Consider the following 17,936-nt stretch of genomic DNA (forward strand, 5'->3'; position numbering starts at 1 on the left):
TGGAACACCCGAAAAATGGCCCTGGTGTCCGGAAGTTGCCGCAAACGTGACGGGATCGCCGTGCGCATTGGCCTTGAGCTCATAAACCCGCCGGGGGATGACTGGCGATGAATAGGGCCGATTCTACACCGCTGGCGGCTGGAGGGAACGGGGCAATACTCATGTCCGTGGGCTTTGTTTAGACTAGCGACCCTTTGCCCCCCACCCCTCTCCAAAGGAATTGGAATGCCCGGTATCCATCGTTTTCTTGGGTTTTACCTGCTGATCGGTCTGATCCAGGGAATCGTCTTCAATTACTCCGATCAGCTCTATCGCTTGAGCGAAACTCTGTTTTTTGTCACCTACACCGTTGTGTTGGTCGGCGGTACCACCTTGCAGTTGCTGGGGGAAAAAGCCCTGCGGTGGCGGTCGCTGCTACCTACGCTGGCGTTCACCCTGTTGATGGGCGGCATGACGCTGTGGGTCTGTTACGGCCTCGACCATGTCGGCAATAGCCGTTGGGCGATCAATTCCTGGTTTATCAGCGTGATGTTGTTGAGTTATGTCTGTGCCACGTTTTTGTTCGCCTGGCCCGCCGAAAAAGGGCAGCGCTGGCGTTATGAGGACCTGTTTCAGCAGGCCTGGAACAGCGTGTTCATCGTGCTGTACGCCCTGATCCTGGTGGGGGTGTTCATGTTGTTGCTCAAGCTATGGGGCCGACTGTTCCTGATGCTGGGCATCGAATTTTTTGAGCATCACTTCTGGAGCCAGCGATTCCTGTGCATCAGCTTGCCGTTGGTGTTCGCCCTGGGCATGTACCTGGCGGCGCGCAGCGAGAAAGTCATCGGCCAGATGCGCGGCATGCTGTTCAGCGCCTGTGGCTTGTTGTTGCCGTTGATCGCCCTGATCAGTCTGCTCTTTACCCTGACTTTACCGTTCACCGGGCTCCAACGAATTTGGGCGACGGGTTATTCAACGCCCATTCTTCTGGTACTGGCAGGTGCGCAACTGTTCTTGCTCAACGGTGTTTTTCAGGAGGGTGTTCAGCCTCGGCCGTACCCCAAATGGTTAACGCGTTTTATCGAGTTGAGCCTGCTGTGTCTGCCGATTCTCGCCGCCATCGCGTTTTATTCGAGCTGGCTGCGGGTGGAGCAATATGCCTTGTCGCCACAACGCTTCATTGCGCTGGCGGCGGCGCTATTGTGTGGCTTGTATGGCCTGGCGGCCGTTTGGGCGGTGGTGTTGCGTTCGCCGATCTGGCTCGCCAACTTGCGGGTGACCAACCCGGCCCTGGCGTTGCTGTTTTGTGGGCTGGTGGTGTTGGTCAATACGCCGATCCTCGATCCGGTACGTTTGAGCGTCGACGATCAGGTCCGGCGTTTGCTCGACGGGCGCACCAAGGCTGAAGCGTTCGATGCGGACTACTTGCGGTTTGGCCTGGAGAAAGCAGGCGAGGAGGCGTTTGCAAAGTTGCAGGTCGACTTGGATCAGGAACGCATTCTGGACCCGGATTCGCGCCGCGCCTTGCGTGAGCGGATGGACGACACGGCGCTGAGTTTCACCGAGCGCTATGCAAAGGAACAGGCGGAGCGGCCCAAGCCCGAACTGGAATGGATCGGCCCGGAGCCCAAAGGCAGCGAGCAATTTGCCGAGCTCAGCCTGAGCACGGACTCCCCTTGCGAGTTGGGTTGCGTGCTGTGGGCGGTCGACCTGGATCAGGATGGCCAACCCGAAGTGCTGGCAATGCCGAGCACCAGTTATCGTCACGATTCCAAGCCGCCACGCATTTTCGTGCTGGATGAGAAGGGCGAATGGGACGATCGTGGTCCGTTGTTGTGGACGCAGCTGCCGGACGGTTATGTCGACACGGAGACGCTGATCCACGATATCCGCGAAGGAAAGGTTTCGCTGGTCAAACCCCGTTATTTGCAGTTGCAGACCAGCGATATGCTGCTTACGCCGGTGATTCGGGAGCCTTAGCGGCCCGCACGGCTGTTGGTCATCAGCCCCCACAGGCTGAGCACAATGAACCCGATGGCGATGGTGATGAGCAGATAATCGCCGGCCTGGGCCAGTGCGGCGCTGCTGATGGCCGCCGTGAGAAACATGATGCTGTTCCCGGCCGATGCTGCGGTGCCCGCACTGCTTGAGAACAACAGCATCGCTGCGGAAATCGCAGCAGGCCGAACCAGGGTGACGGCCAGGGCGCTGATCAGCATTGGGATGAGCAAGGTCACGGTGCTGATGGCTTTCAGGCTCACGATCAGGGTTAACAGTGCGCCAGCAACGAGCAGTAGTCCGAGACCGATGTTGATTTGCCGGGACAGCGTCATGCGTTTTTGCAAGTGCGAGGCTGCGACGCCCCCGAGCAGGTAGGCCACGCCATACACCATCAGCACCAACGCGTACTGGTACTCGGACAGCTTCAGCGCATCCATGAAAATCAGCGGTGTCACGCTGATCAAGGCGAAATAGCAGGCAAACACCAGGGCGGCGATCCACCAATAGCGCAGAAAGTCGCGATTGGCGGCGACTGCTTTGAGCGTGCCCAGGATCGAAACGGGTACGCGGTGCGGGCTGGCAGCCTGGGAAGGCAGAATGCAGAACGCATGGATCAACATGCCCAATGCCATGAGCGCAAACCCATAGAAGCTCCCTTGCCAGTCGAAGGTGGTTTGCAGCCAGGAGCCGATCAGTGGTGATAGGGCGACAAACGAGCCGCTCAGGGTCATGTAATAGAGGCGTACCCGGGCTCGGTCCTGTTCGTCGAACAGGTCTTCCACCAGTGCATGGCCCAACACGAAGAAGCCGCAGCCCATGGCCTGCACCGTGCGAAACAGCAGGAACGTCAGGTAATCCGGGGCCATTGCGCAGCCTATCGCCCCGAGGATCGACAGCGTGATGCAGCCGAGCAGCACTTCCTTGCGACCCCATTTATCCGACAGCGGGCCAGTGACCAGTTGGGAGATCGAAAACACCAAAGTGAACAGGCTGATGGACAGTGCGATGTCTGCGCTGGGCGTATCGAACTGCGCAGACAGGGCGGGAAACGAGGGCAGCAGGATATTGATCGGGAAGAAGCTGATCAGGGAAATGCAGGTGATTAGGATGAAGCGGGAGAGAGACGGCCCAGACATTGTTTTTGTTTTCCGGAGTAAAACCAGAAACTGATACTAGTCTGCGAAAAGTGGAATTCAATCAAAAGCGTTGATAGAAATTTCCTGAGTAGACGTGGCTTGCTTGGGTAGGAAAAGTTTTCACGGCAACCACAAAACAAATGTGGGAGGTGGCTTGCCCCCGATTGCGTAGTGTCAGCCCCCTATTAGTTGGCTGACGCACGGCTATCGGGGGCAAGCCCCCTCCCACATTTTTATCTGTGCTTGCCTGTTAGCTATTCGGCAACAACCGGCACGTAATGCTCTTGATGTAGCGTGTCTCGGCAATTGCCGGGTGCACCGGGTGATCCGGACCCTGGCCGCCACGCTCAAGCATCTGGATATTGCGGTCCAGATGACGGGCGCTGGTCAGCAGAATGTTCTGCAGGTCGTCTTCCGGCAGGTGCATGGAGCACGAGGCGCTGACCAGGATGCCGTCCTTGCTGAGCAGACGCATGGCTTGCTCGTTCAGGCGGCGGTAGGCGCCTTCGCCGTTCTTCATGTCTTTTTTGCGTTTGATGAAGGCCGGTGGGTCGGCGACGATCACGTCGAAACGCTCTTCGCTGGCTTTCAGTTCTTTCAGCGCTTCAAAAACATCGCCTTCGATGCAGGTCATTTTTTCGGCAACGCCGTTCAGCGCAGCGTTGCGCTCGACGCCGTCGAGGGCGAAGGCGGAAGCGTCGACGCAGAACACTTCACTGGCGCCAAAGGCTGCTGCTTGCACGCCCCAGCCGCCGATGTAGCTGTACAGGTCGAGTACGCGTTTGCCTTTGGCGTATGGGGCCAGGCGTGCGCGGTTCATGCGGTGGTCATAGAACCAGCCGGTTTTCTGGCCTTGGATCACTGGGGCTTCGAATTTCACGCCGTTTTCTTCCAGCGCGACCCACTCAGGCACCAGGCCGAACACGGTTTCGACGTAGCGGTTGAGGCCTTCGGCGTCGCGCGCGGCGGAGTCGTTCTTGAACAGGATGCCGCTCGGCTTGAGCACTTGGGTCAGTGCGGCGATCACGTCTTCCTTATGGGCTTCCATGGTCGCCGAAGCGATCTGCACCACCAGGATGTCGCCGAAACGGTCGACTACCAGGCCCGGCAGCAGGTCGGAATCGCCGTAGACCAGGCGGTAGAACGGCTTGTCGAACAGGCGATCACGCAGGGACAGGGCAACGTTGATGCGGTGCACCAGCAGCGACTTGTCCAGCGGCAACTTGATATCGCGCGACAGCAGGCGTGCGCAGATCAGGTTGTTCGGGCTCATGGCCACGATGCCCAGGGTCTTGCCGCCGGCCGCTTCCAGGATAGCCTGGTCGCCTGCCTGGAAGCCGTGAAGAGGTGTGGCGGCCACATCGATTTCGTTGCTGTAGACCCACAGGTGGCCGTTGCGCAAACGACGATCGGCGTTGGCTTTGAGACGCAGGCTTGGCAGGGACATGACGTCGCTCCGGAAAAAAGAGCGGGAGTATACCTTGTTGCGTAGGAAATCGCGGCGCCGCCGGACATGTGGCCAGCACCCAAATTTGGTCCGGCTCCATCCGGTTTTTGAGGTGTCGGTCAGCTTTGCTTAGGGGGTAGAATCCTCGCCTAGCCCAGAGTGTGTACTTATGTCCCAAGAGCTTTCCGCCGAACAGATCCAGCAGGCCCTGCAAGGCATCAGCGTACCGCCCCAACCGCAAATCATGGTGGATTTGCAAATGGAGCAGTACATGCCTGACCCGGACCTGGAAGTGATCGCACGGTTGATCTCCCAGGATCCCGGCCTGTCCGGCGCGTTGCTGAAGATTGTCAACTCACCGTATTACGGCCTGAGCAACAAGATTGCCTCGATCCAGCGCGCAGTGAACCTGTTGGGCAGCCGGTCGATCATCAACCTGATCAACGCGCAGTCGATCAGGGGCGAGATGAGCGACGACACCATCGTCACCCTCAACCGCTTCTGGGACACCGCCCAGGATGTGGCCATGACCTGCCTCACACTGGCCAAGCGCACGGGTTCCCAGACCGTAGACGAGGCCTATGCCTTGGGCTTGTTCCACGATTGCGGGGTGCCGTTGATGCTCAAGCGCTTCCCCAACTATATGACCGTGCTGGAGCAGGCCTACGCCAATGCCGGCCCTGACTGCCGCGTGGTCGACACCGAGAACAATGCGTTCAACACCAACCATGCGGTGGTTGGCTACTACACCGCCAAGTCCTGGCGCCTGCCGGAACATGTGACCGATGCCATCGCCAACCACCACAACGCCCTGGCGGTTTTCAGCGATGAGTCGTCGCGCAACCCGCAGGTGAAGAACCTGCTGGCAATCCTGAAGATGGCCGAGCACATCTGCTCGTCCTACCGGGTGCTGGGCAACCAGTCGGTTGACCATGAGTGGAACGCCATCGGCCCTCTGGTGCTGGACTACGTGGGCCTGTCGGATTACGACTTCGAGAGTATGAAGTTGTCGATCCGCGAACTGGGCGCGCACTGACTCCCCCCTTCAAGAGGTACACATGCCCGAGTTACCAGAAGTCGAAACCACCCGGCGCGGGATTGCGCCGCACCTGGAAGGCCAGCGCGTCAGCCGCGTAGTGGTACGTGAGCGGCGCCTGCGCTGGCCAATCCCGGAAGACTTGGACGTGCGCCTGTCCGGGCAGCGCATCGTGCTGGTAGAGCGGCGGGCCAAGTACCTGTTGATCAATGCCGAGGTGGGCACCTTGATCAGCCACTTGGGCATGTCAGGCAATTTGCGCCTGGTGGAAGTCGGTATGCCGGCGGCCAAGCATGAGCACGTGGATATCGAGCTGGAATCGGGCATGGCCCTGCGCTACACCGACCCTCGGCGCTTTGGCGCGATGCTCTGGAGCCAGGATCCGCACAACCATGAGTTGCTGATCCGTCTGGGGCCGGAGCCGTTGACCGACCTGTTTGATGGCGAGCGCTTGTTTCAACTGTCCCGCAGGCGGTCGATGGCGGTTAAGCCGTTCATCATGGACAACGCGGTGGTGGTGGGCGTGGGCAATATCTATGCGACGGAAGCGCTGTTTGCGGCGGGGATTGATCCGCGTCGTGAGGCGGGTGGTATTTCACGCGGGCGGTATTTGAAGCTGGCGATTGAGATCAAACGCGTGCTGGCGGCTGCCATTGAGCGGGGCGGCACCACGTTGCGGGACTTTATCGGCGGGGATGGGCAGCCGGGGTATTTCCAGCAGGAGTTGTTCGTCTACGGCCGGGGTGGCGAGGCGTGCAAGGTCTGTGGGACTGAGCTGCGCAACGTGGTGCTGGGGCAGCGGGCGAGTGTGTTTTGCCCCAAGTGCCAGAGCTGATTGTTGTGTGATGGCGGATATAACCATCGGGGGCAAGCCCCCTCCCACATTTGAAATGCATTACAAGTGTGGGAGGGGGCTTGCCCCCGATAAGGCCCTGACAGGCGCTGAAGAACCTCAGGCCTTACCGGTAATCTTCCGGTACTTCTCCATCAGTTCCTCTTCAGTCTCCGGACGCGCCTCATCCAGCGGAATGCAATCCACCGGGCACACCTGTTGGCACTGAGGTTCGTCATAGTGGCCGACACACTGGGTGCACAGGTTCGGATCGATCACGTAGATCTCCTCACCTTGGGAAATGGCAGCGTTCGGGCACTCGGGTTCGCAGACGTCGCAATTGATGCAATCGTCGGTGATGATCAGGGACATGGAAACTCCTGCCAGGGCTGTCAGCCAGGGCATCTGAAAACTAATGCGCGCAATTGTGCCGCATTGGCGCCCGCAGTGCGAGCCGGTCTGACTTGTGGCTTTTGATTTTTGTGGTGAGCGGGCTTGCCCCTCGCTGGGCTGCGAAGCGGCCCCAATCCAGGCGGCCGGGGTTTGCCTAAAGCTACGCGGTGCTCTTATTGGGGGCTTCGCAGCCCGGCACGGGGCAAGCCGGCTCACTACAGGTAAACCGGCAAACCTCGGCTACTTCTTGAAGCGCAGCGTCAGCGCGTCCGCCACGGCAGGGTGCACGAACTTGGTGATATCTCCGCCCAAAGCGGCGATTTCACGGACTAACGTCGAGGAAATGAACGAGTAACGTTCCGAAGGCGTGAGGAACAGGCTCTCAACGTCCGGCGCCAGTTGGCGGTTCATGTTGGCCAGTTGGAATTCGTATTCGAAGTCCGATACCGCACGTAGGCCGCGCAGGAACACATTGGCGTTCTGCTCTTTGGCGAAGTGCGCCAGCAGCGTCGAAAAGCCCACGACTTCGACGTTAGGCAGGTGCTTGGTGACCTCACGCGCCAGCTCCACGCGCTGTTCCAGGGGAAACAGCGGGTTTTTCTTGGGGCTGGCCGCGACCGCGATGATCACATGGTCGAACAAGCGAGAGGCGCGTTCGACCAGATCGCCATGGCCTTTGGTAATCGGGTCGAAGGTTCCTGGGTACAACACTCGGTTCATCGCGTCGTCCTGGCGGAGTCCGTTGGGGAACCGGATGGTATCGCAGCCATCCCGGTCGGCCAAGTCGACTTATGTAGATACATGCCGCTGATCGAGCGTTTTTTCATGCTGTTTTCAGACGTTCGGCCAATGCTGTGGCCAGTTGGGCGGTCAATCCGTACACCGACAATTGGGGGTTGGCCCCAATGCTGGTGGGGAATAACGAGCCATCGTGGATCGACAGATTACGTAATTGGTGATGGCGACCCAGGCTGTCGGCCACGGCGTTTTTCGGGTCTTCACCCATCGCGCAACCGCCCATCACATGGGCGCTGCCCAGGGTCGTGCGATGCAGTTCCAGGTTCAAACCGTCAATCAGTTCGCGGGCTTGCGCCAAGGTGTTTACGTAGCGCGCATCGTGATGCAGCGGCTTGACCGACTTGGCGCCCGCTGCAAACTGAATTTCGGCCATGCTGTGAAAGGCCCGGCGCAGGCCGTCCCAGGCGTAGGGTGAAACCTGATAATCGAGAACGGGAGTGCCGTCGCCGCGCAAATCTACCGTTCCACCAGGGCTGTCGGGGTGAAAACCGTCGCGCAAAAGGGCGAGCATGGCGTGAGTATTCGGCAATTGGCTCATGTCCAGCGCGTTCCCGGTGCCGTAGCCGCCGAACAGCGTGCTGGCCAATCCTGGGTGTAAGGGCGGCGCTTCTAGCTTGTAGGACATTTTGCCGGTCGTGCCGTCCTGCCATTGGAAGTGATCGGAGTAGATCGACTGCGGTGCACCGTAGAACGGGTTGATCACCTCGTCGAACAACCCGGCGGAGAAATTCACAAGGTGCAAAAAGGTGCGCTTGCCCAAGCGCGAGTGCGGGTCGGGTGCGTCCGAGCGCATCAGCAACGCCGGGCTGTTGATACCGCCGCCCGACAGCACGTAGTGTTTTGCCTTGACTGTGATCTTGCGCCCGGTCGGCGATACGCAGCGCTCATCCATGGCCACGCATTCCAGGCTGCTGATGGTGTCGCCGCTGTATTTGAGGTGTTCGGCGCGGGCCAGGTAGAGCAACTCGCCGCCTTTCTCCAGGGTGGACGGTATGGTGGTCACCAGCATCGATTGCTTGGCATTGACCGGGCAACCCATGCCGCAATAGCCCAGGTTGAAACAGCCACGCACATTGCGCGGGATCACATGCCAGCTGTAGCCAAGTTTTTCGCAGCCTTTGCGGATCACGTCATTGTTGGCGTTCGGCGGCATGGCCCAAGGCGCGATGCCCAGGCGTTGTTCCATTTTTTCGAACCACGGCGCCATCTCGGCGCTGCTGTGGCCTTTGACCGCGTATTCACTGGCCCAGTGAGAGAGGGTGGCGTCCGGTGTGCGGAAGCTGGAGGTCCAGTTGATCAACGTGGTGCCGCCCACTGCCCGACCCTGCAGGATAGTAATCGCGCCGTCCTTGCTCATGCGGCCGATGCCTTCCTGATACAGGCTGGTGTAGGCCTCGTCCTCCAGCAACTTGAAGTCGCTGCTGGTCTTGAGTGGGCCTTCCTCGATCAGCAGCACTTTATAGCCGGCGGCGCTGAGGATCTCGGCCGTGGTGCCGCCACCGGCGCCGCTGCCGATGATGGCGACGTCGGCTTCCAGCGTCAGGTCATTGTCGAGGGCGGCGCCGTTGTGGGTTTTCCAGCCACGGGCCAGGCCTTCGCGGAACAGATCGGGTACGGGCATCAGGATCGTCTCTTGTTTTTATTGTTGAGGGGATGCGGATCAGATCTTCGGCGGGCCGGGATAGCCGCAATGGGCCCAGGATGCGGGCTGGAAGTACCAGGCCATGATCACCAGCTTGAGCAATGAGCCCTGGCCCATGCGCAGCAGGTTCAGGTAGCTGTTTTCCCAGCGGTGCAGGAAGTTGTGGATCTGCTCTGTGCTGGCGTTCTCCCAACTGCCCCAGATACCGGTCAACGGACCTCGGGTGATGGCCATGCCCAATACGTCGAACAGCTGCTGGGTGAGCTTGAACATCTCGGGCGACAGGCGCTGCAGGCTGAAATCGAGTTTTTTCAGAGTGTCTTCAACGCCGTTGGCCACCTCCTGGGCGCTGGCTACACCTTCCAGCAATACCGGAATGACCGCGCGTAAAAACGGCAGATCGCTGCTGCGCAACAGGGCAAAGCCGCTGGCCGGTGTGCTGCTGGAACAGCCGCTGAGGCTGGCGCCAAGCCCGGCGGTGGCGAGGAAGGCGCTGGCGCACAGGCCGATTTTCAAGACGCCGCGCCGCGACAGCGCGGGTGAATCAGTGAGGCTAGGGTTCATTGTTATTGTTATCCCGTGGGTGGCGGTGTCAGCGAACGAACAGCTTCTGGATCAACTTCTGAATAGCCTTGCCATAAGGCGGGTAGATCAACTTAGCGGCGTTCAGGCGCTGCTTCACCAGCACACCCTTAGCCTTGCTGAAAGTCAGGAAACCTTCATGCCCGTGGTAATGGCCCATGCCCGAAGGGCCGATGCCGCCAAATGGCATGTCGTCCTGGGCCACGTGCAGCAGGGTGTCGTTCAGGCACACGCCGCCGGAATGGGTCTCGTGCAGCACTCTGTTCTGTTCGCCCTTGTCGTAGCCGAAGTAATACAGAGCAAGCGGGCGAGGGCGTTGGTTGATGTAGGCAAACGCCTGGTCGATACCGCGATACGGCACGATCGGCAGCACTGGGCCGAAGATCTCGTCCTGCATCACAGTCATGTCGTCGCTGACATCCAGCAGCAGGCTGTGGGCCATGCGGCGCGCCTGGCCTTGCTCGTACAGCGGAATCAGCGTCGCGCCTTTGTCGGTGGCGTCCTTGACGTAGCTATTGAGCCGAGCCAAGTGCCGTTCATTGATGATTGCGGTGTAGTCCGGGTTGTCTGCCAGGGTCGGATAAAATCCGCGAACGGCTTTGCTGTAAGCCTCGACGAAGCCCTCGACACGGTCTTCCGGCACCAGCACGTAATCCGGCGCCACACAGGTTTGACCGGCATTCAAGGCTTTGCCGAAGGCGATGCGTTCGGCGGCGTCCTTGAGCGGTACATCGGCGGAAACGATGGCTGGCGACTTGCCGCCCAGCTCCAGGGTGACCGGCGTGAGGTGCTCCGCCGCTGCGCGCATCACGTGTTTGCCGATGCTGGTGGCGCCGGTGAACAGCAGGTGGTCGAAGCGCAGCTTGGAAAACGCCATGCCCACGTCGGCTTCCCCCAACACCACGCACACCAGATCCTCGGGGAAGATTTTCGCCAACAGGGTTTTGAGTAGTTCGCCGGTGGCGGGAGTGGACTCGCTGAGCTTGAGCATCACCCGGTTACCTGCCGCCAACGCGCCGACTAACGGCCCAATGGCCAGGTACAGCGGGTAGTTCCACGGCACGATCACCCCGACCACGCCCAGCGGTTGGTAAATGACCTTGGCTGAGGCCGGTTGAAAGGCAATGCCTACAGCACGGCGGGAAGGTTTCATCCAACCTTTGAGGTGTTTGCTGGCGTAGTGAATGCCATGCAGGCTTGGCATCAATTCGGCGAAAAGGGTCTCGTCGGCGCTGCGGTGGCTGAAGTCCTGGCTGATTGCGTTGATCAGCGCCTGACGCTCGTCGCTGAGCAGGTCGCGCAGGGCCTTGAGCCATTGCTGGCGTTGTGCTGCCGGCGGCATGGGGTTGGCGGCGTAGGCGCGATGTTGAGCGTCGAACAGGCCCTGGAGCTGATCCAGCACCTGGGAATCTTGCAGGTAGGCAACGTTGGCAGACATGGCGCAGCACCGATTGTTATTGGTCTGCCTGGATTTTTAGAGTCATTGCTCTAAATTGTCAAATAACATTGCGGCAACATGCAGATTTATCCTGGCAAGGATAGGTCGTAAGATGCGCCATCACGTGTATAGAAGCTGATTCCCCTATGGCACCACGAGTAAAGACCAGCGAGCGCATTGTGCAAACCAGCCTGGAGCTTTTTAACCAGCAGGGTGAGCGCAGTATCAGCACCAACCATATCGCCGCCCATATGGAAATTTCGCCGGGCAACCTGTACTACCACTTCCCCAACAAGCAGGCGATCATCGCCGTGCTGTTCCGTGAATACGAAGCGCTGGTAGACAGTTTTCTGCGTCCGCCACAGGGGCGCGCCGCGACGGTTCAAGACAAACGTTTCTACCTGCAGGCCCTGCTGGCCGGGATGTGGCGCTATCGCTTCCTGCATCGCGACCTTGAACATCTGCTGGAGAGCGATCCCGAGCTCGCCACCGGTTATCGGCGCTTTTCCCAGCGTTGCCTGACCCAAGGCAATGCGATCTACCGGGGGTTCGTCGACGCTGGCATCCTCAATATGGACCCTGTTCAAACCGAAGCACTGACCCTCAACGCCTGGATCATCCTCACGTCGTGGGTGCGTTTTCTGTGCACCACCAATGAAAATTCTGCCCATTTGAGCGCCGAAGCCATCAAGCGTGGGGTGTATCAGGTGCTGGTGCTGGAGGCCGGTTTTGTCACGCCTCAGGCGAAAGAGGACGTGGATGCGCTGTTCAAAGAGTTTTACGTGCCGCTGAACCAGGCACTGGAAGAAGTGAAGTAGGCCTTTCCCACTGCATTCGTAGGAGTTCGTCATGCCGCTTGCCCAACTGATCAGTCCCCAGCAATTGGCCGAGCGCCAGAAGTCGACCGGGCTGGTGATCCTGGACTGTCGTTTTGCCTTGGAAGACCCGGATTACGGACTTTGCAGCTACGCCGAAGGGCATATCGACGGCTCGCAATATGCCGACCTGGAACGCCATCTCAGCGGCCCGGTAATCAAGGGTGTGACCGGCCGCCACCCATTGCCGGCGGCGGACACTTTTGCCGAGCAATTGCGGGCCTGGGGCATCCATGCCACTACCGACGTGGTGCTCTATGACGACGGCCCCGGCGCATTTGCCGCCCGCGCCTGGTGGCTGCTGGCCTGGCTGGGCAAGCGCGATGGCGTGTTTATCCTGGATGGCGGCCTCAAGGCCTGGCATGTAGCTGGTTTCCCTTTGAGCCTGGACGCGCCGGTGACAGAGCCTGGCACCTTCGCGGGTACGCCGGACAATCATCTGTTGCTGGACGCCGAACACCTGCAAAAACGCTTGGGCCAACCCGGCCTGACCTTGATCGATGCCCGTGCCCAAGCGCGTTTTCGCGGTGACGTTGAACCTATTGATCCGATTGCCGGGCATATCCCCGGTGCGCAATGTGCGGCGTTCAACGAAAACCTGGGCAGCGATGGACGTTTCCTGCCGGCCGACCAACTCAGGCAACGCTTCGCCGCGCAGTTGCAAGGCCGCTCGCCGGAAGATCTGGTGGCGTACTGCGGCTCGGGTGTGACGGCCTGCCACAACCTGTTCGCCCTGAGTCTGGCGGGTTATCCGTTGGGCAAGTTGTATGCGGGGTCGTGGAGCGAGTGGATTACCGATCCTGCGCGGGCAATTGCGACTGGCGACTGATTTACCGGTCGTGTAAACCCAATCCAAATGTGGGAGGGGGCTTGTCCTCGATTACGGAGTATCAGTCGACACATTATTGACTGTTCCACCGCAATCGGGGGCGAGCCCCCTCCCACATGTTTAACCGTGTTTTGACAGTAACCATTGGGGAATGCGCCGCTCCAAGTAGTAGCTGGGGCGTTTCAGTGAGCCATCGACGAAGCCCACGTGCCCACCTTTGGCCGTCAGCTCAAACTTGGTGCACGCCGACAGCTCGCTGGCCTCGGGCAAGCTGTGGGCGAATACGAACGGGTCGTCGGCAGCCTGGATAATCAACGTCGGCGTGCGTATAGCACCCAGGTAGTAGCGACTCGACGCGCGGCGGTAATAGTCCTCGGCACTCAAGAACCCGTGCAGCGGCGCGGTGACCCGGCCATCGAAGTCCCAGAAGGTACGCATCTTCTCCAGTGAGCCGAGCGCTTCCAGGGTTTTCAACCCGTCCTCCCGACCATCCTGCAAAAACTGACGCTGCTTGACGCGGATATACGCGAGCATCTCGCGCATGAAGTGCTTCTGGTAAACGCGCGAGAAGCCTATCCCGATGCGGTCCGCACACTGGTCCAGGCGAAACGGCACCGACACCGCCGCCGCGCCTTGCAGCCCGGATGCCTCGCCGGTTTCCCCCAGGTGCTTAAGCAGCACATTGCCACCCAGCGAATAACCCACCGCATACAGCGGCGCCAGCGGCCGCTTGGCGCGTAGATGCGCAATGGCGGCGGCCAGGTCTTCGCTGGCGCCCGAGTGATAGCTGCGGGCCAACAGGTTGGGCTCGCCCGAGCAACCACGCCAGTTCAAGGCCGCACTGGCCCAGCCTTGCGCTGCGAGGACTTTTTGCAGGCCGGCTACATAGGGGGAATTGGACGAGCCGGTCAGCCCATGCAGCACCAGCACCAACGGCGCCTGCGCGTCATGCGGGCCATGCCAGTCGAGGTCAAGAAAGTCGCCGTCTTCCAGCCACAGGCGTTCGCGTTGGCGTTCGATATGGGTGGTAGGGCGCCACAGCGGCCCCCACAGGGTTTGCAGGTGAGGGTTGCCGAGGCCGAAGGCGGGGGTGAATTTTTCAGAGGAAGGGGTCATGCAGATCTCTGTGGCAAGCGCGTTTGCTGTGGTGAGCAGGCTTCTGTGGTGAGCGGGCTTGCCCCGCGCGGGGCTGCGGAGCGGCCCAGACCAAGCGACCGAGTTCTAGCTGATGGTGCGCGGTGTTTTTATTGGGGCTGCTCCGCAGCCCCGCGCGGGGCAAGCCCGTTCACCACAAAAGCTGGATTACTCTCAGTTCTCGACCAACCGATGCCACAACGCGTAATACACCCGCCCGGATTTCTGCTCCCGGTGCAGTCGCCACGCGCCCGGCAGTCCCAAGGAAGATGGCGCAGTCTCGCTTTCAGTGTAGATCCAAGCGTCGGGCGCCAGCCATTGGCGTTCTTCCAGCAGCGTGCACACGGTCGGCAAGAGGTTCTGGTTAAACGGCGGGTCGAGGAACACTACGTCGTACTCGCTGGCCGCCTGGGTTTCCAAGTAGCGCAGAGCATCGGCAGTTTGTACCTGGCCATTGGTGCAACGCAGGGTGCCCAGGTGTTCCTTGAGGCTGGAGACCGCCACATTGCTGGCATCCAGCGCCTGTGCCTGAGACGCGCCACGGGACAAAGCTTCCAGGAACAGTGCGCCACTGCCAGCGAACGGGTCCAAGACCTTAGCGCCCGCGATATACGGCGCGAGCCAGTTGAACAGGGTTTCACGCACGCGATCCGGCGTTGGGCGCAGGCCCACGACATCGGGGAAGCTCAGCTTGCGGCTGCCCCATTCACCGCCAATGATGCGCAGTTGGCCCACACCGTTGTGTACGTTGTGGACAGGTTTTTTCGGGCGAGATGAACTGGCCATTAATGCTCCGGAACCCCGAGCGGCTGCTCGGCGGGTTTATCAGTGGGGGGCGGTAGTGGCTTTTGCGCAATCGTCGGGCCGGCGGTCACGATGACCATCTTATCGGCGCTCAAGTGTTTATTCATTGCAGCCTTGACCTGCTCTACGGTCAGGGCCTGGGATTGTTTCATGAAATCTTCCAGATAGCTCAGCGGCAGGTTGTAGAAACCCATGGCGCCCAGCTGACCGACGATATCGGCGTTGCTGGCGGTAGACAGCGGGAAGCTGCCGGCCAGCTCGCGCTTGGCGTCATCCAGCTCTTTTTGCGTCGGACCGTTCTTGAGGTAATCGGCCACGACGTCTTCGACCAGGCGCAGGGTGCCGCCGCTCATTTCGGCGCGTGTCTGCAGGTTGATCATGAACGGACCGCGTACCTGCATCGGTGAAAAACCGGAGTAAACACCGTAGGTCAGGCCACGCTTTTCACGTACTTCGCTCATCAAACGGGTACCGAAGCCACCGCCGCCGAGGATCTGGTTACCCAGGGACAGGGCCGCGTAGTCCGGGTCGGCGCGGTCGATGCCGAGTTGGGCGAACAGCAAGTGCGTCTGCTTGGATGGGAACTCGATATGGCTCAGGCCGGCCTTTGGTTCAGTCGGCTGGGCAATCTTCGCCAGGGCCGGGCCTTTAGGCAGCGATGCGGACACCTTTGCGGTCATGGCTTCAGCTTCGGCGCGGGTCAGGTCGCCTACCACCGCAATCACCGCATTACCGGCGGCGTACGCCTTGGCGTGGAACGCCTGCAACTGCGCCAGGTTAATTTTCGGCACGCTTTCAGGTGTGCCTTCGCTCGGGTGCGCATAAGGGTGATCGCCGTACAAGCGCTTGAACAGCTCCAGGCTGGCGAGTTTGCCGGGGTTTTGCTTCTGATATTCGAAGCCGGCGAGGATCTGATTCTTGATGCGGGCCAGGGAGTCGGCCGGAAAGGTCGGCTTGCCGATCACGTCGTCAAACAGCGCCAGGGCGGCGTCGCGTTTATCGCTGGCACTCAGGCTGCGCAGGGATACCAGTGCCATGTCGCGGTAAGCGCCATTGCCGAAGTCGGCGCCCAGGCCTTCAAAACCACTGGCGATCTGGCTGACGTCCTTGCCCGGTATGCCTTCGTTGAGCATGGCGTTGGTCATCAACGCCAGGCCCTGCACATCGCCATCCTGGCTGCTGCCGGCGGCGAACAGGATGCGCATGTCGAACATCGGCAGTTCATGAGCCTCAACAAACAGCACCTTGGCGCCTTCGGCGGTGGTCCAGGTTTGCACGTCGAGCTTGCGGTTGGTGGGTGCCTTGCCGTCCAACTCCGCCAAGGATTGCAGTTTGTTGGCTGACTGGGCTTTTTCAAGCGCCGGGCTCGCGACCGATTCACTTGGGCGCAGGAAATACACGGCGCTCGCCGCGATCAGGGTAACGGCGATCAGGCCAGGCAGGATCAGGCTTTTGCGATCACTCATGAGCAGTCTCCTCAGGCAGAACATGGGCGACGCTCAGACGCTCGCGGGTGAAATAAGTACGCGCGGCCTTCTGGATATCTTCAGGCGTCACGCTTTGCAGGTCGGCGAGTTCACTGTCCATCAGCTTCCAGGACAGGCCGACAGTTTCCAGGGAGCCGATGGCCGTGGCCTGGCTGGTGATGGAGTCACGCTGATAGACCAGGCCGGCGATGACCTGAGCGCGGATGCGTTCCAGTTCTTCGGCGGTTGGCGGCTTGGCTTTGAGTTCTTCGAGCAGTCGCCACAGGCCGGCTTCGGCTTGGGCAACGGTCTTTTTCTTCTGCTGGTTTGGAGTGGCCGACAGCATGAACAGGGTGTCGCCGCGGGTATAAGCGTCGTAATTGGTGGAGGCGGCCGAAACCAGCTCTTCACCGCGTTCCAGCTGCTCCGAGATGCGCGCACTGTAGCCGCCATCCAACAGGGCCGAAATCAGGCGCAGGGCTTGCACCGAGCGTTTATCTTCGGCAGTCGCCAGGCCAGGAACGTTGAAACCGAGCATCACGCTCGGCAATTGGGTCTGTACGTGCATCGTCAGCAGGCGCTCGCCGGGTTCGGCCAGCTCCATCGGGATCTTCGCGGGCGGTACGTCACGCTTGGGGATCGGGCCAAAGTAGCGTTGGGCCAGGTTCTTCACTTCGTCCGGAGTTACGTCGCCGACTACCACCAGGGTGGCGTTGTTCGGCACGTACCAGGATTGGTACCAGTGGCGCAGTTCTTCGACCTTCATGCGGTCCAGATCGGCCATCCAGCCGATGGTCGGCGTGTGGTAGCCGCTGGCCGGGAAGGCCATGGCCTTGAAGCGCTCGTAGGCCTTGGACATCGGGTTGTCGTCGGTGCGCAGGCGACGTTCTTCTTTAATAACCTCGATTTCGCGGCTGAACTCGTCGGCCGGTAGACGCAGGCTTGCCATGCGGTCGGCTTCAAGTTCGAAGGCCACGCCCAGGCGGTCACGGGCCAGGACTTGGTAATAAGCGGTGTAGTCATCGCTGGTGAACGCGTTTTCTTCGGCACCCAGGTCGCGCAGGATCAGCGAGGCTTCGCCGGGGCCGACTTTGGCGCTGCCCTTGAACATCATGTGTTCCAAGGCGTGGGACAAACCAGTCTGGCCCGGGGTTTCGTAGCTCGAACCCACTTTGTACCAAACCTGGGAAACCACCACCGGGGCGCGATGATCTTCGCGCACGACGACCTTGAGGCCGTTGTCCAGGGTGAATTCATGGGTGGGTTGTGGGTCGGCAGCCAAGGCTGTAAGAGGCAGACAAACTGTGCTGAACAGCAGGCCTGCGGCGCGGCGGGCTAGAGCATTCATTCGTTTTTAAACCTGTTGGGCTGCCCGCTTGGTCTTAGCGTCAGCGGGCGAGGAGGTGCTAGGATACTGGTCGAATATACGGACGGCCACTGCGGCAGTCTTGTTGAGGCCCTATTTAGGCCTTACAAAATGTTGCGCATGAACGAGCTGGCTAAAAAACAGTCTGTTACGCATCGAATTTTATTTACCGACGTGC

16 protein-coding genes are annotated in these 17,936 nt (G+C 60.2%); 5 read left to right on the forward strand and 11 right to left on the reverse strand.

Annotated elements, in window-relative coordinates; translation table 11 throughout:
* The first annotated feature begins 225 nt into the window (after positions 1-225).
* On the forward strand, positions 226-1,959 hold the full coding sequence (locus ACVWXD_RS26735; protein WP_122681963.1) for a DUF4153 domain-containing protein: 1,734 nt from the start codon (positions 226-228) through the stop codon (positions 1,957-1,959).
* On the opposite strand, the gene ACVWXD_RS26740 is transcribed toward ACVWXD_RS26735, so the two are convergent.
* Together ACVWXD_RS26740 and ACVWXD_RS26745 are read right to left on the reverse strand one after the other, a co-directional pair.
* Positions 1,956-3,116, reverse strand: a complete 1,161-nt coding sequence (locus ACVWXD_RS26740; RefSeq protein ID WP_122763938.1) for an MFS transporter — start codon at positions 3,114-3,116, stop codon at positions 1,956-1,958. The genes ACVWXD_RS26735 and ACVWXD_RS26740 overlap by 4 nt on opposite strands.
* Positions 3,117-3,366: 250 nt before the next feature.
* Entirely contained in the window at positions 3,367-4,563 is a 1,197-nt protein-coding gene (locus tag ACVWXD_RS26745) for a class I SAM-dependent rRNA methyltransferase (RefSeq protein ID WP_003213799.1), read from the reverse strand.
* Positions 4,564-4,732: 169 nt separating this feature from the next.
* On the opposite strand from ACVWXD_RS26745, the gene ACVWXD_RS26750 reads away from it, so the two are divergent.
* The gene (locus ACVWXD_RS26750; RefSeq protein WP_032884170.1) at positions 4,733-5,599 is read left to right on the forward strand and encodes an HDOD domain-containing protein; all 867 of its coding nucleotides are present in this window, start codon (positions 4,733-4,735) and stop codon (positions 5,597-5,599) included.
* Positions 5,600-5,621: 22 nt separating this feature from the next.
* Positions 5,622-6,434 carry a bifunctional DNA-formamidopyrimidine glycosylase/DNA-(apurinic or apyrimidinic site) lyase gene (gene mutM / locus ACVWXD_RS26755; RefSeq protein ID WP_095185142.1) on the forward strand — a complete coding sequence of 271 codons (813 nt, stop codon included), beginning with the start codon at positions 5,622-5,624 and terminating at the stop codon, positions 6,432-6,434.
* Positions 6,435-6,551: 117 nt separating this feature from the next.
* Here mutM and ACVWXD_RS26760 read toward each other — a convergent pair whose 3' ends face one another.
* From ACVWXD_RS26760 to ACVWXD_RS26780, 5 genes are all read right to left on the reverse strand, one after another.
* Positions 6,552-6,803, reverse strand: coding sequence for a YfhL family 4Fe-4S dicluster ferredoxin (locus ACVWXD_RS26760; RefSeq protein ID WP_032884168.1), 252 nt, complete (start codon positions 6,801-6,803; stop codon positions 6,552-6,554).
* A gap of 261 nt (positions 6,804-7,064) precedes the next feature.
* Entirely contained in the window at positions 7,065-7,544 is a 480-nt protein-coding gene (gene coaD, locus ACVWXD_RS26765) for a pantetheine-phosphate adenylyltransferase (protein ID WP_003176711.1), read from the reverse strand.
* 103 nt (positions 7,545-7,647) lie between these two features.
* Positions 7,648-9,243 carry a GMC family oxidoreductase gene (locus ACVWXD_RS26770; RefSeq protein ID WP_032884166.1) on the reverse strand — a complete coding sequence of 532 codons (1,596 nt, stop codon included), beginning with the start codon at positions 9,241-9,243 and terminating at the stop codon, positions 7,648-7,650.
* Positions 9,244-9,282: 39 nt separating this feature from the next.
* Positions 9,283-9,828 (reverse strand): twin-arginine translocation pathway signal protein, encoded by a 546-nt coding sequence (locus ACVWXD_RS26775; protein ID WP_095185140.1) that lies wholly within the window; start codon positions 9,826-9,828, stop codon positions 9,283-9,285.
* A gap of 28 nt (positions 9,829-9,856) precedes the next feature.
* Entirely contained in the window at positions 9,857-11,284 is a 1,428-nt protein-coding gene (locus ACVWXD_RS26780; RefSeq protein WP_457371514.1) for a coniferyl aldehyde dehydrogenase, read from the reverse strand.
* Positions 11,285-11,430: 146 nt separating this feature from the next.
* On the opposite strand from ACVWXD_RS26780, the gene ACVWXD_RS26785 reads away from it, so the two are divergent.
* Together ACVWXD_RS26785 and ACVWXD_RS26790 are read left to right on the forward strand one after the other, a co-directional pair.
* Positions 11,431-12,102 (forward strand): TetR/AcrR family transcriptional regulator, encoded by a 672-nt coding sequence (locus ACVWXD_RS26785; protein ID WP_095185138.1) that lies wholly within the window; start codon positions 11,431-11,433, stop codon positions 12,100-12,102.
* A 31-nt stretch (positions 12,103-12,133) separates the two neighbouring features.
* Positions 12,134-12,988, forward strand: a complete 855-nt coding sequence (locus ACVWXD_RS26790; RefSeq protein WP_457371515.1) for a sulfurtransferase — start codon at positions 12,134-12,136, stop codon at positions 12,986-12,988.
* A 120-nt stretch (positions 12,989-13,108) separates the two neighbouring features.
* On the opposite strand, the gene ACVWXD_RS26795 is transcribed toward ACVWXD_RS26790, so the two are convergent.
* From ACVWXD_RS26795 to ACVWXD_RS26810, 4 genes are all read right to left on the reverse strand, one after another.
* Positions 13,109-14,104 (reverse strand): hydrolase, encoded by a 996-nt coding sequence (locus ACVWXD_RS26795; RefSeq protein ID WP_260367821.1) that lies wholly within the window; start codon positions 14,102-14,104, stop codon positions 13,109-13,111.
* A 192-nt stretch (positions 14,105-14,296) separates the two neighbouring features.
* Positions 14,297-14,908 carry a 16S rRNA (guanine(966)-N(2))-methyltransferase RsmD gene (gene rsmD, locus ACVWXD_RS26800; RefSeq protein ID WP_032884156.1) on the reverse strand — a complete coding sequence of 204 codons (612 nt, stop codon included), beginning with the start codon at positions 14,906-14,908 and terminating at the stop codon, positions 14,297-14,299.
* On the reverse strand, positions 14,908-16,392 hold the full coding sequence (locus tag ACVWXD_RS26805) for a M16 family metallopeptidase (protein WP_095185136.1): 1,485 nt from the start codon (positions 16,390-16,392) through the stop codon (positions 14,908-14,910). The genes rsmD and ACVWXD_RS26805 overlap by 1 nt, the downstream gene beginning before the upstream one ends.
* Positions 16,385-17,740 (reverse strand): M16 family metallopeptidase, encoded by a 1,356-nt coding sequence (locus ACVWXD_RS26810; RefSeq protein ID WP_032884151.1) that lies wholly within the window; start codon positions 17,738-17,740, stop codon positions 16,385-16,387. The genes ACVWXD_RS26805 and ACVWXD_RS26810 overlap by 8 nt, the downstream gene beginning before the upstream one ends.
* Positions 17,741-17,936: the final 196 nt, after the last annotated feature.

The organism is Pseudomonas sp. TE3911 (assembly GCF_054062775.1).

Coding starts and splice junctions, on each gene's coding strand:
- ACVWXD_RS26740 (WP_122763938.1), bottom strand. CDS start 3,116: ATGTCTGGGCCGTCTCTCTCCCGCTTCATCCTAATCACCTGCATTTCC.
- coaD (WP_003176711.1), bottom strand. CDS start 7,544: ATGAACCGAGTGTTGTACCCAGGAACCTTCGACCCGATTACCAAAGGC.
- ACVWXD_RS26735 (WP_122681963.1), top strand. CDS start 226: ATGCCCGGTATCCATCGTTTTCTTGGGTTTTACCTGCTGATCGGTCTG.
- rsmD (WP_032884156.1), bottom strand. CDS start 14,908: ATGGCCAGTTCATCTCGCCCGAAAAAACCTGTCCACAACGTACACAAC.
- ACVWXD_RS26770 (WP_032884166.1), bottom strand. CDS start 9,243: ATGCCCGTACCCGATCTGTTCCGCGAAGGCCTGGCCCGTGGCTGGAAA.
- ACVWXD_RS26785 (WP_095185138.1), top strand. CDS start 11,431: ATGGCACCACGAGTAAAGACCAGCGAGCGCATTGTGCAAACCAGCCTG.
- ACVWXD_RS26745 (WP_003213799.1), bottom strand. CDS start 4,563: ATGTCCCTGCCAAGCCTGCGTCTCAAAGCCAACGCCGATCGTCGTTTG.
- ACVWXD_RS26780 (WP_457371514.1), bottom strand. CDS start 11,284: ATGTCTGCCAACGTTGCCTACCTGCAAGATTCCCAGGTGCTGGATCAG.
- ACVWXD_RS26790 (WP_457371515.1), top strand. CDS start 12,134: ATGCCGCTTGCCCAACTGATCAGTCCCCAGCAATTGGCCGAGCGCCAG.
- ACVWXD_RS26750 (WP_032884170.1), top strand. CDS start 4,733: ATGTCCCAAGAGCTTTCCGCCGAACAGATCCAGCAGGCCCTGCAAGGC.
- mutM (WP_095185142.1), top strand. CDS start 5,622: ATGCCCGAGTTACCAGAAGTCGAAACCACCCGGCGCGGGATTGCGCCG.
- ACVWXD_RS26810 (WP_032884151.1), bottom strand. CDS start 17,740: ATGAATGCTCTAGCCCGCCGCGCCGCAGGCCTGCTGTTCAGCACAGTT.
- ACVWXD_RS26805 (WP_095185136.1), bottom strand. CDS start 16,392: ATGAGTGATCGCAAAAGCCTGATCCTGCCTGGCCTGATCGCCGTTACC.
- ACVWXD_RS26760 (WP_032884168.1), bottom strand. CDS start 6,803: ATGTCCCTGATCATCACCGACGATTGCATCAATTGCGACGTCTGCGAA.
- ACVWXD_RS26795 (WP_260367821.1), bottom strand. CDS start 14,104: ATGACCCCTTCCTCTGAAAAATTCACCCCCGCCTTCGGCCTCGGCAAC.
- ACVWXD_RS26775 (WP_095185140.1), bottom strand. CDS start 9,828: ATGAACCCTAGCCTCACTGATTCACCCGCGCTGTCGCGGCGCGGCGTC.